Here is a 14,097-nt window from a genome sequence, read left to right as displayed (position 1 = left end):
CGCGTCATCCCTGTCTGCACTGTCACCCTCGTCGCCCTCACTCGTTCGTCCCCGTCGTCGACATGCTCGATGGCCCGTCCCCCATACCTTCGTGCGCGATGTTCTCGCGTTCGGTTGTCTCGTCTTCCGCGCCGTCGCCCGAGATGTCGTCGCGCACCGGCCAGAGGGTCGCGAGTTCGGCGATCCCGGGTTCCTCCGCGGCCAGCAGGACCACATCGCCCGGACCGGGACGCCAGTCGTCGGAGGTCAGCAGGTCGCGTGCCTCATCGACCGTCGCGACCATCCGGACCTCGTCACCCCATGAGCCTTCCATGACCGTGCCCTGGTGCAGGGCACGCACGGCGCGCGACTGCCCCACACACAGCGTCTTGTCGACCGCGAGGCGGACGATCTGACGACCGAGTCGATCGTGTTCGACGACACGTTCGTTCTCCGTGAGTCCGTCGCCGACGGCGAGCTCACCGAGGATCGCCCAGGTGCGCGGCCGCTCGGCCCCCGCCGAGGGGGTCGCGCCCGCCTCCGCCAGTCTGCGCAGCATGACCCGCACCTCGTCGATGTGGACCGACGACGCCACGAGAACCGTAGGTGGCGTCGTCACTTCTCGTCCTCCCCGATGGCCGGCGGTGCGATCGACGAATCGAGGGCGGCCCCGGCGACCAGGCGGTCGTCGAAAGGATGCTTGACACCGTCGATCTCCTGGCCGGTCTCGTGTCCCTTGCCCGCGATGAGCACGGTGTCGCCCGGTGCCGCCCAGGCGATGGCCGCCGCGATGGCCTCGGCCCGATCCCCGATCTCGCGTACGTCGTGAACATCTCCGTCGAGCTTTGCGGCCCGTGCACCGCCGAGAATCTCGGCGCGGATCGCGGCTGCGTCCTCGGTGCGCGGATTGTCGTCGGTGACGATCACGAGTTCGGCACCGCGAACGGCGATCTCACCCATGATGGGCCGCTTGCCCACATCACGGTCGCCGCCGGCCCCGACCACCACTGCGATGCGCCCCCGGGTCTGCTCGCGCAGCGTGGCGATCACCGCCTCGAGCGCCGCGGGTTTGTGCGCATAGTCGACGACGACAAGGAACTCCTGCCCACGGTCGATACGCTCGAGCCGGCCCGGGACCGCGACGCCGGAGATCGCGCCGATCGCCGCCGACGAGGTGACACCGGCACCGACCGCGATCGCCACCGCCGTCAAGGCATTGGCCACGTTGTAGCGGCCCGGCAGTGGCACCACCATGTCCTGGTCGCCGCCGCCGGGCACCGTCACCGTCACGTGCTGGGCGCCGTCAGCGCCCACTGTCGACGGACCTGCATGCCAGTGCGCCGGCACGGTTCCGGTCGACACGGTCATCGGGGGCGACTGCTTGTCCGAACGGGCGATCTCGACCATCCGGCGACCCCACTCGTCGTCAACGCAGATGATCGGTCGCACCGCGTGTGTCGGCGACGACGGTGCGAACAACCGCGCCTTGGCGTCGAAGTAGGCCCGCATCGAATGGTGGAAATCCAGGTGGTCCTGCGACAGGTTCGTGAACGCCCCGATCGCGAACTGGGCGCCGTCGACCCGGCCCAGCGCGAGAGCATGGCTGGACACCTCCATCACGACGGCGTCGACGCCGCGCTCGAGCATGGTTGCCAGCATCGCCTGCAGGGTCGGGGCCTCGGGTGTGGTGAGCGCGCTGGGCTGGGCGACTCCGTTGATGCGAGTCTGCACCGTGCCCATCAGGCCCACCGAGTGCCCCGCGGCGAGCAGAGCCGCCTCGACCATGTAGGCGGTCGTGGTCTTGCCCGAGGTGCCAGTGATCCCGATCAGCTTCAGCCGGAGCGACGGGTAGCCGAAGATCCGGGCGCTCACCGGGCCGAGAACCTCTCGCGGATTCGGATGGATGAGCACCGCGCACGTCGCATCGGAGCCGAGGACCTTTGTCAGCTCCGCACGACCTGCCGGATCGGTGAGCACGGCCGTGGCGCCCGCCGCGACCGCCTGATCGGCGAACCGGGCACCGTGTGTACGGCCGCCGGGCAGTGCCGCGAACAGATCACCCGGAACCACGTCCTGGGCCCGCAACGTCACCCCGGTGACCTCGGTGTCGGCGGATGCCGAACCGACGAGGTCCACCCGAGCCCCGGTGGCCGCGGACAAGACCGACACCGCGGTCGGTGCCACGGTGGTCGGCCGAAGCATTCCCCCGGCAGGCTTCGCCCGGGTACGGCGAGTCGACGCCATCTGTGCCTCCCGCCTCCCTCGCTGTTCAACTCAGGCGACCCGGGTCGGGCTCGCCGGAACGCACTCACGATACCGTCAGCGCGATCGCTGTCCGTTACGGGTGACTGTGGACACGCACGGATTCGACATCGGTGCGCCGTTCATCGCCTGACCACCTCGGGTCAGGGCGCCTCCAGGGTCAGGCGCGGCGCCGCTCCCGACAGGGGCACCCGGTCACGCTGCAGCAACCACGACGCGATCGTCCCGAACATCGGTGCCGCCGACTGCCCGCCGCTGCCATCCGAGCTGCGTTTCGGGTTGTCCAGCATGATGCCGACCACGTATCGGGGATTGTCGGCCGGAGCGATACCCGCGAAGGTGATGTTGTAGTTCGAGTTCGAGTAGCAGCCGCAACTCGGATCGACCTGTTGGGCGGTGCCCGTCTTTCCCGATATCTGATAGCCCGCGACCGCACCCGTGTAGCCGGTCCCCTGTTGCACGCCCATCGGATCCTTCTGCATCACCGCCCGGAACATGTTCCGGACCGACTCAGCAGTCTGCGGGCTGACCACGCGGACGCCGTCCGGGCGAGCCAGGTCACCGACATCCTGACCGTCCCGCTTCTCGGACTCCAGGATGCGCGGCGGGACCCGCACACCATTGTTCGCGATGGCCTGATACATCCCGGTCATCTGCAGCAGGGTCATCGACAGTCCCTGCCCGATGGGCAGATTCGCGAACGAACCGCCCGACCATTGACTCAGCGCAGGCACTTCGCCGGCGCTCTCCGCGGGCAGTCCCACGCCGGTGCGCTGCCCGAGGCCGAATCTGTCGACCATGTCGGCGTACCGTTTCTCCCCGACCTTCCGGGCCAGCATGAGGGTTCCGACATTCGACGACTTACCGAAGATCCCGGTCGTGGTGTAGGGCTCGACACCGTGTGACCAGGCGTCGTTGACCGTCACTCCCGCCATGTTGATGCTGCCCGGCACGTGGTGGACCTCGGTCGGCGTGGTCACGCCGTACTCGATCGCTGCCGATGCCGCGATGATCTTGTTGACCGAGCCCGGCTCGAACGGCGACGTGACCGCCCGGTTGCCGAGATCGGCATTCTGCTGATCTCCCAACGGCTGCGAGGCGTTGAACGTGTTGTCGTTGGCCATCGCGACCACTTCGCCCGTCTTGGCGTCGAGGACCACCGCCGAGGCGTTCTTGGCACCCGAAGCAGCCTTGGCCGCCGACACCTGGCTCTGCACGAACCACTGGACGTCCGAGTCGATGGTGAGGCGAACGGTCGCGCCGTTGAGGGCCGGATGCACGTTGCGAGTGCTGCCCGGGATGATCGCGCCGTCGGACCCGCGATCGTAGGTCTTGGAACCGTTGGTGCCTGCGAGTTGCGAATCGAGTGAGGCCTCGAGACCGACCAGACCGTTGCCGTCGTAGTTCACGTCGCCGATGATGTTGGCGCCCAACGACCCTCCCGGATAGAGCCGGATACTCTGCGGGTCGGCCCCGACCTCTGGGAACTCGTCGGTGATCTTGTTCGCCACCTCCGGACTGACCGACCGCGCCAGATAGACGAAGGTGTCGTCGCTCTTGAGCTTCGACAGCAGGTCCTGCTCGCTGATCGAACCACCGAGGGCCGAGGACACGCCTTTTGCGATCTCGCCGAGACGGTCGTCCACATCCGGTAGCGCGGCGTCCTTCTGGTGCGCCTCACCGATCGTCTTGCGCACCGACTTGGGCAGGAAGGTCAGCGATCGCGCTTCGTCGGTGTAGGCGAGCGGGCGACCATTGCGATCGAGGATCGCTCCGCGTTTCGCGGTGAGGATCTGGGTGTACTCGCGTTGTTGGGCCGCCTGGGCCGAGATCGACGATGCCTCCACGGTGTGCACCACGATCATCCGGATCGCCACCGCCAGCACCGCGAGGATCACCAGCGCCCCGGCGATCCGGCTGCGGCCCAGAAATGTCTCCGGTCGTTGCGGACCGCCGGCTCCGGACCCGGCACCGCCGCGACCACCTCCGGAACCACCGGAACCTCCGCGGCCACCGCGACCCCGACCGGACGAACCCGCGTCGAAACGCTGGAAGACGGCACGTGTCATGGTTGCCAATTGTCCACGCTGTTAGCGGGATTCCGTCGAATTTGCGCCCGGCGCGTTCTGGTTCGTCGGCAAGACGTTGGGTGCGGGGCGGGTCGCTGGCGCCGCGGGTGCGGCTGGTGCGGCTGGTGCGGCCGAGTCCGTCGTCGCTGCGGACCCCTCAGGGGTCACGGACGATGACGCGCCGGGTGCCGGCGCCGTGCTGGGGGCAGGCGTGGGCGCGGTGGTGGGCGTCTGCGCGGGAGTACCATCTGAAGTCGAACCCTGTTGTGTACCTGAGGATTCCGATTCGCCTCCGGGAAGCCCCTCGGAATCGTCGACCTTCTTCGGGTCGATGCTGGACACCGGGTCCGGCCCGGTCGGCGGATTGATCGAACGCATGGCACGACCCTGCGCGGGTTCCGGATCACCGATCACCCGAGGCCGCCCGGTGCCGTCCACGATCATCCGCGCCGGATTCTTCGCCGGCACCATGCCCAGCCGAGATGCCTTGTCGGACAGTTCCGGCGCCGAGTCACCGGATTCGTAACTGCGCTTGAGTGAGTCACGCCGATCGACGAGCGCCTGGTTCGCCTGCCGCTCCTCACCGAGCCGATACGAATCCGCGGCAGCCTTGGTCGACAACAGCAGACTCATGCCGAGACCGACCACGAGAAGGGCGAGTACCGGTACCACGAAAGGAATTCCGGCGATTCGAGCCCGCATCGAGATCGGTCGACCGACCGCAGGCGTCGACTTCGCCTTGGACCGGCCCGCGATCTGATCGGCCCGTTCATCCCGCTCGAGCCGTTTCCGACTACGGTCGATCGCGCGCTGGGCCGCGCGCGACCGGGTCGCGCGCTCACTCTCGAAACCCGAATGCCGCCGGCCCCGGCGGATCTGGTCCGCTTCGACGTGATCATCGTCGATCTCGATGTCCTGCAAGAGGGTCATGCGCGATCCTTTTCGTCGACACGTTCGATCACCCGGACACGCACCGGGGCCGATCGAGGGTTCTCCGTTTGCTCCTGGTCGTTCGCTCGCTCGGCGCCGCGGGTGACCAGGCGAAAATCCGGTGCCGAGTCCGGCAATTCGACCGGCAGGCCGATCGGCGAGGTCGATGTCGTTCGTGTGACGAACTCCCGCTTGACGATCCGGTCTTCCAACGACTGGTAACTCATGACGGCAACGCGCCCACCGACCCGCAGGGCCGACATCGCCGCCGGGAGTGCGCGGCGAAGTGCATCGAGCTCGTGGTTGACCTCGATGCGCAACGCCTGAAAGGTGCGTTTCGCCGGATGTCCACCGGTCCTGCGCGTAGCGGCCGGTATGGCTGCGTAGAGCAGTTCGACGAGACGGGCACTGGTGGTGAACGGTTCCTTCTCACGCTCCCGCAGAATCGCCGACGCGATCTTCCCGGCGAATCGCTCCTCGCCGTACTCGGACAGGATGCGTGCGAGGTCGCCGTGCGAGTACGTGTTGAGAATGTCTGCAGCAGTGGTGGATTCGGAGGAATTCATCCGCATGTCCAGTGGCGCGTCGACCGCGTAGGCGAAACCCCGGTCGGGACGGTCGAGTTGCATGGACGACACGCCGAGGTCGAAGAGCACCGCGTCGACGAGGTCGACACCGACGTCGGTCATCACCTCGCCGATCTCGTCGAAACGGGCCTGATGAAAGGTGATCCGCTCACCGAACTCTGACAGGCGGTCGCGCGCGATGTCGAGCGCGTTGCTGTCCCGGTCGATGCCGATCACCCGGACCCGTGGATCTGCGCGCAGTATGAGCTCGGTGTGGCCGCCTGCCCCGAGCGTGCCGTCCACGAAGATCGGAGTGCCGGCGCTTCGGGGGAACGCTGCCGTGATGAGGTCGACCATGCGGTCCGCCATCACCGGCAGATGACCGAACTCGCCAGAACGGCGGGGCGCACCGCTCGGCTCCGCGTGCGGAGTGAGCCGACCGGATTCGCCGTCCGGCTCCTCGTGGCGTGCGTTCACCGACCTCCTCCTCGGACTGTGCGGTTCGATTCGTCGGTCTCGGGCGGTGAGGGCTCGCAACGGGAGGTCTCCGATGAGGCGGGGTCTCGGCCCGATCGCGCACCTGGCGTTGGGGAAGTACGCCAGGGTCGCTCCGGGCCGAGGCCTCGACCCATCCGATCCCGTATTCATCTGTCTGCCCGGGCGGTGCCTGCTAGAGCAACGCGTCCAGGGCTGCCGAGCCCGCGGCGGAGAAGTCCTCCTCGTGCTGACTCTGGTAGTCGCTCCATGTCTGCGCGTCCCAGATCTCGAGGTGATCGAACCCGCCGATCACCACGCAGTCCTTGGACAGGCCGGCATAGTTCCGGTGCTCACCGGACAAGGTGATCCGTCCCTGTCCGTCCGGCCGCTGCTCATCGGTACTCGCGAAGAAGTACCGCTGGAACGCCCGCGCCTCCGGGTTGTTCCGCGATGCCGCCATCGTCTGTTCCGCTATCGCGTCGAACTCTTCGGCCCGATACACCGACAGGCTGCGGTCCTGGCCTCGTGTGACCATCACCCCTCCTGCCAGCGCGTCGCGGAACTTGGCGGGCAACGTGAGCCGCCCTTTGTCGTCCAACTTGGGCGTGTAGGTGCCGACAAATCGCACGGACATGTCGTCACCTCCTGCCCTACTGGGTTCGACGTCCGGTTCGCCTCACCCAGTGCTGCCACAGTACCCCACTTTCCTCCACTTTCCACCCCCGACGCTCCACTTACCCTCCACAGGATCAGAAAAGTCCAGTTCAATGGCCTGATTTCGAGTGGGGAACGATCCGCGACACGGCGCGTCGCAAGCACAGGCGGGTGGTGGCAATGATGCTCAATCACATCAAAGTGCCAGGTGAGACATGAAGTCCGCTCACGGTGGGGCGTAGTGGGGCACGCCGGTGGGGCACCGTGGGGAATCGGGGTGGGGCAGGTGGGCAATCGAAGCGGGGCACCGTGGAGAAAGCGGCTGGGAGTCGCGGGACGGGTCGCCGGCCTCCACCGGCGGGCGTCGAAGACGAAAAGACCGCACACCGAAGTGGTGTGCGGTCTGTGAACGACCTGGCGCCGGTCTCACCCGGCGGAGGATCTACTCCTGCTCGAAGCGGCGGTTGAACCGCTCTTCCATGCGTTCGGAGAACTTTCGCTTGGGTCCGCCGCCGCGGGATTCCTTGGCACCGGGGCCTTGCTCACGGTCTGCCCCCGCTGATCGACTGCCGCCGCCCCAGAGGGCGAGCAACCCGGCCCCGAACATGACGAGAAAGCCGACGAGGCTGATGATCGGGAACCCGCCGACGCGCACCTCGACGATGAGTCCACCGACGAGGAGGACCAGACCCACAACGAAGATGGCAACCGCTTGCAGGCGGCGCCGGCCGCTGGACCGTCCGAGGCGACGACGCTTGACGCTCGACGCGAACTTCGGGTCTTCGGCATACAGAGCGCTTTCGATCTGTTCGAGCATCCGCTGCTCGTGCTCCGAAAGAGGCACCGACCCTCCTAACTCCCACTCCACCGACCCGACCGCATCGCCGTTGCCGGTCCTGCGCGATGTCGACGCCGTCTGCCGCCGTCTGCGGCTTCAATTTCCCATGATACGAGCAGAATCACCCGGCGACCACCATTACCCGAGGTTGGGTCGGATCATACCGTTACGCGGTCCGGTCCGAATGCGCGGCCTGGTGGGGCAACTTGCCTTGTTCGTACGAGATCAGCAACGCCTCGACGGCATTTAGCAGGTCGATGACCCTACGGCGCATCTGCTGGACCGCGCGATCATCGATCGAGCGGATCAGGCCGGCCTCGATGTCGAGACGTATCCGCGAGCGGGCGGCGAAGTAGGCGGCGTGGTCGTCGAGCTCCGGCACCACCACCGGAACCCGATTCCAGGCGCTACGGGAATGCCTGCGTCGGACCGGCCTGTTCGTCGGTTCGTGGATCTCCAGCGCCGCGCCTGCGGCACGCAACGCGGTGAGGTAGTACTGACGGAAGCGCTCTGCGGAGTCGTCGACGCCGTCGGCGTTGTCGAACAGGTTCTGGGCGCGGTCGAGCAGGTCACGGCTACGTCCCACCACGATCGGATCGATGTCCGTCGTGGACCCGGTCGTCGGAATCGAGTTGGGCATGTCCACCTCCCCGTGGTCAGTCGGCCGTCGTTGTATGCGGTGCGACTGCTGTATACAACGTCGGCCCGACAGCAAACGCTTCCCTCGTCGCCGTCGGGCCGACGCCCGATGTCGGCCGGGTGGACAGAACAGCTTGCGGAGGCTGATTCATCGAACACCCGTTCGACATATTCAATATAGCTAGCACCTCCGTCACCTTCAAGGCGACGGCCGACCCCGATGTCCAGTGTTCGACGAGAGGACAGACGTTCGTTGACGATCCGCCTCGTTGATCTGACCGGCCAGGATTCCCGGATTTGGCTCGAACCCGCCCTCGACATCTACGTGACCGCGATGAACTACCCACGCGGTACCGAGATTCACCGGGCGGCGCTCTGGCGCGACCACATCACCCGGCCCGGCTGGCGTGCGGTCGGGGCGGTGGCGACGGTGCCGGCCACGGAGATCACCTCCCCGCAGATGGTGCGCCGGCGCTTGGCCCGGCCGGTGGCCCTCGCCGACGACGAACTCCTCGTCGGGATCGCCTACGGCTATCAGGGCGCACGCGACCAGTGGTGGAATCAGCAGCTCCGCATCGGCCTGCGCCAGGCGGGACATTCCGATCCCTCCGTCGATGCGATCACCCGCGACTACTTCGAGCTCACCGAACTGCACGTGCACCCGACGGCACAGGGACGCGGCATCGGACAGTGGCTCCTCGGCCGGTTGCTCGCCGGTCGGCCCGAGTGCCAGGTGTTGCTGTCGACCCCCGAGGCGCCTGCCGAGGACAACCGCGCCTGGTCCCTGTACCGGCGAATGGGATTCGTCGACATACTGCGCCATTTCACCTTCACCGGCGATCCGCGCCCGTTCGCATTTCTGGGACGGCCGCTTCCGCTGGGCCCCGACGACCCGGCCCGGGCACGATGACCGGGCGGAATCGCCGGGCGTGAGCCCCGCCGGCGATCGAACCCATCGGCCACTCGACGCGATCGTCGTCGGGGCGGGCCACAACGGCCTGGTCGCGGCGGCCTACCTGGCCCGTGCCGGGCGATCGGTGCGCGTCATCGAACGCGACCACGTCGCCGGTGGCGCGGTCTCCACGGTCGAGCGTTTCCCCGGCTATCGGGTCGATCGCGGGTCGTCGGCGCACCTGATGATCCGCCATTCCCCCATCCTCGACGAGCTGTCTCTCGCCGATCACGGACTGCGTTACGTCGACTGTGATCCCTGGGCGTTCGCCCCCTCGACCGATCGGACCGGGCCGATCATCTTCCGCACCGACCTCGACGCCACGTGCGAGTCGATCGAGCGTGCGGTCGGGTCGGACGACGCCGAGGCCTACCGACGATTCGTCGAGGTGTGGCGACCCCGGGCCAAGTCCGTCATGCGCGCGTTCTACGCCCCGGCGGGTCCGGGACGGTTCGCTGCGGCGTTCACCGGTCTCGCGAGCACCGCCGACTCCGCCCGGACGGGACTCATCGGACACCGGACCGGTGCGATGCTCTCCCTGACGCAGGAGCTGATGTCCTCCGGCGACACCCTCCTCGACCGGTGGTTCACCTCCGAGCCACTCAAGGCCGCGCTGGCCTGGTTCGGTGCGCAGTCCGGTCCATCGATGAGCGCACCCGGTACCGCCCCGATGGTCGGCTTCGCCGCGCTCCAACACGACATCCCGCCCGGCCGCGCCATCGGTGGCAGCGGGGCACTCACCGAGGCCCTTCTCGGCCGGCTCGGGAGCGACGGCGGCGAGGTGCTGCTGGGCCGCGCCGCCACCACGATCACCCGGTGCGGCGACCACTGGCAGGTCCGGACCGTGGACGGCGAAGGTCACTGCGCGCGAAAAGTGATCGCGGCCTGTCACATCGCCACCACCCTGGACCTGCTGACCGCAGGTGGATATCCCCACGAGACGGCCGACCGCTGGCGGTCGCAGATCGTCATCGGCGACGGCATCGGCATGGCCGTCCGGCTCGGCACCGACGCCCTCCCCGCCTACCGCGACCTGCCGTCGGACCTCCCGGCCCACGGCGTGCATTCGGCTCTCGGCCTGCTGGTTACCGATCGCGCGCAGCTCCGGCGAGCACACGCCGCGGCGTCGGTGGGCGACCTGCCCGAGCGACCCGCCTGCGTGGCGATGGGATATTCGGCGATCGACCCCACGCTCGCGCCACCCGGCAAGCATCTCGTCAACGTCTGGGCCCAGTGGCATCCCCATCGGCTCGCCGGTGGCCGGTCGTGGGCCGATGTCGCGCCGGATGCGGCCGCCGCGATCGGTGCGGAACTCGATCGCCATGCGCCCGGGTTCGGCGAACACGTCGAGCACACCCACATCCAGACCCCGGCCGACCTCGAACAGGAACTCGGCCTGCTGGGCGGCAACATCATGCACGTCGAGATGAGCATCGACCAGATGTTCTTCTGGCGCCCCCATCCCGATCTGTCCGGACACTCCGTTCCCGGCGCGAAAGGGATCCTGCTGGCCGGGGCGTCGACGCACCCCGGCGGCGGCGTGACGGGAGCGAGCGGCCGGATCTCCGCGCACCTGGCGCTTCGGCGGTGACACGTGCGCGTCGGCAACGGTTGCTCCGGCGCGTCTGGCACGATGAGCAACGTGCGCTCGTCATCTCGTAGGTCCGCGGTCCTGTTACTGGTGTCCCTGATGGCTGCCGCGCCCATGCTCACGGGCTGCCTGGAACGCTCGACCACCGTTGGTGACCGCTACTCCGGCACCATCGTGGTGGCGACCTCCCCGGACAATCCGCGTGGCGCACCCAAGCTCGACGTCCCGGAGTCGATGACGTCGAGCGTCACCCTCAGCGACTACTCCACTCGACCCGAGTCCGAGACGACCGCTGCGCCCGGAAGTTCCCCGACGCAGTCTCCCGCGAGCCCCGGCGCGAGCGCGGCTCCCGGCGCCACCGCCGACAAGGTCATCCCCCGCGTCGGCACCCGTGCGGTCTTCCACGATCTCACCGCCGGTCAGTTCAGCCAGCTCGGCGACATCGTGGCGGCCTCTTTCGGCGAGTCCGCGATGAGCATGGATCTGTCGGCGAAACGCAGTGGCGACGTCGTACGTTTCCGCGGCTCCGCCGACCTCACCGATCTGACCCCGAACCGCGACTTCGTCGAGCTCACGGTGACGTTCGGTGGACCGGTGAGCGCCACCAACGGCGATCAGATCAGCGACACCACCGTCACGTGGACGCCCGAGCCGCGTAAGCCGTCGGACTTCAGCGCCGACGCCACCTATCCGGATCCGGCGACGGCCGCCGTCAGCAGTTGGTCGTGGTTCTTCGCGCTGATCTGCCTGGCGACCGTCGCGATCGTGGGCTGGCTGGCCTATCTCAAGCGAGACCGCAGTCCCCGACCGGGCCGTCCACGGCGACTGGGACCGACGAACACGAAATCGTCGACGAAACCCGAGGCGACCGAGCAGACGACGACGACACAACAGACGACGACGGGTTCCGGCAGTCGGTGATCGGCCAAGCGTCGGGACGTCAGCCGACGGTCGCGCCCAGCGCCGACGACGTGTCGACCCCGAGGCGCTCGAGGACCTCGCTGGTCGCCTTGGCGAAGTTCAGGCTGCAGAAGTGTATGCACGGCACGCCCTCGGCAACGAGGCGTTGTGCCATCTCGGTCGCGAAGTCGATCCCGACCGCACGCACCGCCGCACGGTCCTCCTCCGCGCCGTCACCGGCCGCGGCCGCGAACCGCTCCTGCACATCGGCCGGGATCACCGACCCCGACAGCTCGGCCATCCGCCGCGCACTCGCCAGCGACGTGATCGGCATGATCCCGGGAATGAGTGGCTTGGCACCCTGCTCCGGATCCGCGCGGACCACCCGGTCCCGCAGCCGCAGGAAGTCGTCGGCGTCGAAGAACATCTGCGTGATGGAGTATTCGGCACCGGCGCGCAGCTTGTTCACCAGAGTGCGGGTGTCGTGCTCGAGCGTCGGCGCCCGGTGATGCCCTTCGGGGAACGACGCGACACCGACGTGGAAGTCGCCGAGCTGGTCGATCAGCCGAACCAGTTCCTCGGCGTAGGCGACCCCGTCCGGATGCCGGACCCAGTCGCCGAGCGGATTGCCCGGAGGGTCGCCGCGGAGCGCGAGGATGTTGGTGATGCCCTGGTCGGCATAGGCGCCGACGAGCGCCCGCAGCTCGTCGATGCTGTGGTTGACCGCGGTCAGATGGGCCACCGGTAGGAGTGTGGTCTGGGCGGCGAGCTCGCCGGTGATACGAACCGTCCGGTCGCGTGTGGAGCCGCCGGCGCCGTAGGTCATCGACACGAAGGCCGGACCCAGTCGCTCGAACGTGCGGACCGCGCGCCACAGCCTCGCCTCGGCCTCGGCGTCCTTGGGCGGGAAGAACTCCACCGAGAACGGGACGGGGCCGAGGTGAGTTGCCGACAGCCGGTCCACGATCGAGGGAGCCCGGGTGGGAGATGAGGTCACCCACACATAGTACGGATCACGGGTCGCGCCCTGCCGGGACCGGGCTCCACGGCGGCGACGGCGGCGGCACTAGCCTGGCAGGGTGACGTCCGCCCTGCCGATCCCGACCACACTCGACGCCGTGCCCGCCGCGGTCGAGCGGGCACTCGAGGTCTTCTTCGAGCGCGCGCTCCCGGTCGCTGCCGAGGTCGATCCGCAGGTGGGTGCGGCCGGCGAGGTGGTGCGGGACTTCGTCCTGCAGGGCGGGAAACGGGTGCGCCCCGTCTTCGCATATGCCGGATGGCTCGCCGGCCTCACCTCGTCCGGACGCGACCTGCCGGCTGCCGGGCCGGACGTCCCCGCCGCGGACGATGCGCTCCGCGTCGCCGCCTCGCTCGAGCTCGTCCAGGCGTGCGCACTGATCCACGACGACATCATCGACCGATCCGACACCCGACGCGGCCGTGCCACCGTGCACCGGGTGTTCCAACGCCGCCACCTCGACGACGGCTGGGCCGGCGATGCCGCCCACCACGGGATGGCCGCCGCGATCCTGCTCGGCGACCTCGCCCTCGCCTGGGCCGACGACATGGTGCACGGTCATCACCCGGGCGATGCGACCGCGTCGGGAGAATCCGCGCCACGTCCACTGCCCGCGTCGGTCGGTCGGGTGTGGTCGTCGATGCGGACGGAGGTTCTCGGCGGCCAATACCTCGACATCGTCAACGAGGCGGCCGGCGACGAATCCGTCGGCGCCGCCTACCGCGTCATGCGGTTCAAGACCGCTGCCTACACGGTCGCCCGGCCGCTCGAACTCGGCGCCACCCTCGCGTCGGCGCCCGCATCGCTCATCGGTGATCTCCGTTCGATCGGCCACGATCTCGGTGTCGCCTTCCAGTTGCGCGACGATCTCCTGGGAGTCTTCGGCGACCCCGACCGCACGGGCAAACCATCCGGCGACGATCTGGTCGCCGGGAAGCGCACCGCGCTGCTCGCCGTCGGACTGGCACGGGCAGCCGAGCGCGATCCGGCCTTCGCCGCACGGCTCCGCGCCGCCATCGGCCGACCGCTGACCGCCGACGAGGTGCGTGCAGCCCGGTCGATCCTCACCGACGTGGGCGCGGTCGACGAGATCGAGTCGCAGATCTCCGGTCTGCTCACCAGCGCCCTGGCCACCCTGGAGGCGGCCGACATGTCCGAACCGGTCCGCACCGAGCTGGGCTCCTTCGCCCATCGCATCGCCCACCGCACAGCGTGACCACGA

13 protein-coding genes are annotated in these 14,097 nt (G+C 68.4%); 4 read left to right on the top strand and 9 right to left on the bottom strand.

From position 1 onward, the window contains the following. Nucleotides 1-37: 37 nt before the first annotated feature. From ACPXCG_RS11065 to ACPXCG_RS11030, 8 genes are all read right to left on the bottom strand, one after another. Entirely contained in the window at nucleotides 38-598 is a 561-nt protein-coding gene (locus ACPXCG_RS11065; RefSeq protein WP_425791923.1) for a UDP-N-acetylmuramoyl-tripeptide--D-alanyl-D-alanine ligase, read from the bottom strand. Beyond that, on the bottom strand, nucleotides 595-2,223 hold the full coding sequence (locus ACPXCG_RS11060; RefSeq protein ID WP_425791921.1) for a UDP-N-acetylmuramoyl-L-alanyl-D-glutamate--2,6-diaminopimelate ligase: 1,629 nt from the start codon (nucleotides 2,221-2,223) through the stop codon (nucleotides 595-597). Before ACPXCG_RS11060 ends, ACPXCG_RS11065 begins: the two co-directional genes overlap by 4 nt. Nucleotides 2,224-2,384: 161 nt before the next feature. Then, entirely contained in the window at nucleotides 2,385-4,310 is a 1,926-nt protein-coding gene (locus ACPXCG_RS11055; protein ID WP_425791919.1) for a peptidoglycan D,D-transpeptidase FtsI family protein, read from the bottom strand. Between the two features lie 21 nt (nucleotides 4,311-4,331). Beyond that, complete coding sequence (locus ACPXCG_RS11050; protein ID WP_425791917.1) at nucleotides 4,332-5,240, bottom strand: hypothetical protein; 909 nt, start codon at nucleotides 5,238-5,240, stop codon at nucleotides 4,332-4,334. Further along, the gene (gene rsmH, locus ACPXCG_RS11045; protein ID WP_425792110.1) at nucleotides 5,237-6,184 is read right to left on the bottom strand and encodes a 16S rRNA (cytosine(1402)-N(4))-methyltransferase RsmH; all 948 of its coding nucleotides are present in this window, start codon (nucleotides 6,182-6,184) and stop codon (nucleotides 5,237-5,239) included. The genes ACPXCG_RS11050 and rsmH overlap by 4 nt, the downstream gene beginning before the upstream one ends. Nucleotides 6,185-6,476: 292 nt before the next feature. Next, entirely contained in the window at nucleotides 6,477-6,917 is a 441-nt protein-coding gene (gene mraZ / locus ACPXCG_RS11040) for a division/cell wall cluster transcriptional repressor MraZ (protein WP_425791915.1), read from the bottom strand. A 462-nt stretch (nucleotides 6,918-7,379) separates the two neighbouring features. Further along, nucleotides 7,380-7,781 carry a DUF3040 domain-containing protein gene (locus tag ACPXCG_RS11035; protein ID WP_425791913.1) on the bottom strand — a complete coding sequence of 134 codons (402 nt, stop codon included), beginning with the start codon at nucleotides 7,779-7,781 and terminating at the stop codon, nucleotides 7,380-7,382. A 160-nt stretch (nucleotides 7,782-7,941) separates the two neighbouring features. Next, nucleotides 7,942-8,415 carry an SAV_6107 family HEPN domain-containing protein gene (locus ACPXCG_RS11030; RefSeq protein ID WP_425791911.1) on the bottom strand — a complete coding sequence of 158 codons (474 nt, stop codon included), beginning with the start codon at nucleotides 8,413-8,415 and terminating at the stop codon, nucleotides 7,942-7,944. Nucleotides 8,416-8,667: 252 nt separating this feature from the next. On the opposite strand from ACPXCG_RS11030, the gene ACPXCG_RS11025 reads away from it, so the two are divergent. From ACPXCG_RS11025 to ACPXCG_RS11015, 3 genes are all read left to right on the top strand, one after another. Next, nucleotides 8,668-9,324, top strand: a complete 657-nt coding sequence (locus ACPXCG_RS11025) for a GNAT family N-acetyltransferase (RefSeq protein WP_425791909.1) — start codon at nucleotides 8,668-8,670, stop codon at nucleotides 9,322-9,324. 19 nt (nucleotides 9,325-9,343) lie between these two features. Then, nucleotides 9,344-10,957 carry a phytoene desaturase family protein gene (locus ACPXCG_RS11020; protein ID WP_425791907.1) on the top strand — a complete coding sequence of 538 codons (1,614 nt, stop codon included), beginning with the start codon at nucleotides 9,344-9,346 and terminating at the stop codon, nucleotides 10,955-10,957. A gap of 99 nt (nucleotides 10,958-11,056) precedes the next feature. Then, a complete protein-coding gene (locus ACPXCG_RS11015; RefSeq protein ID WP_425791905.1) occupies nucleotides 11,057-11,878 on the top strand; it encodes an LppM family (lipo)protein in 822 nt (273 codons plus the stop codon). Between the two features lie 19 nt (nucleotides 11,879-11,897). Here the strand turns inward: ACPXCG_RS11015 and metF are convergent, their stop codons facing one another. Continuing rightward, on the bottom strand, nucleotides 11,898-12,854 hold the full coding sequence (metF, locus tag ACPXCG_RS11010) for a methylenetetrahydrofolate reductase [NAD(P)H] (protein WP_425791903.1): 957 nt from the start codon (nucleotides 12,852-12,854) through the stop codon (nucleotides 11,898-11,900). Between the two features lie 82 nt (nucleotides 12,855-12,936). Here metF and ACPXCG_RS11005 point away from each other — a divergent pair, with 82 nt between their 5' ends. Continuing rightward, nucleotides 12,937-14,091 carry a polyprenyl synthetase family protein gene (locus ACPXCG_RS11005; protein ID WP_425791901.1) on the top strand — a complete coding sequence of 385 codons (1,155 nt, stop codon included), beginning with the start codon at nucleotides 12,937-12,939 and terminating at the stop codon, nucleotides 14,089-14,091. Nucleotides 14,092-14,097: the final 6 nt, after the last annotated feature.

It is taken from the genome of Gordonia sp. DT218 (assembly GCF_049847105.1).
Classification (GTDB): domain Bacteria; phylum Actinomycetota; class Actinomycetes; order Mycobacteriales; family Mycobacteriaceae; genus Gordonia.
The sequence above is the reverse complement of the archived record's forward strand: the minus strand, read 5'-3'. Positions and strand labels throughout refer to the sequence as shown.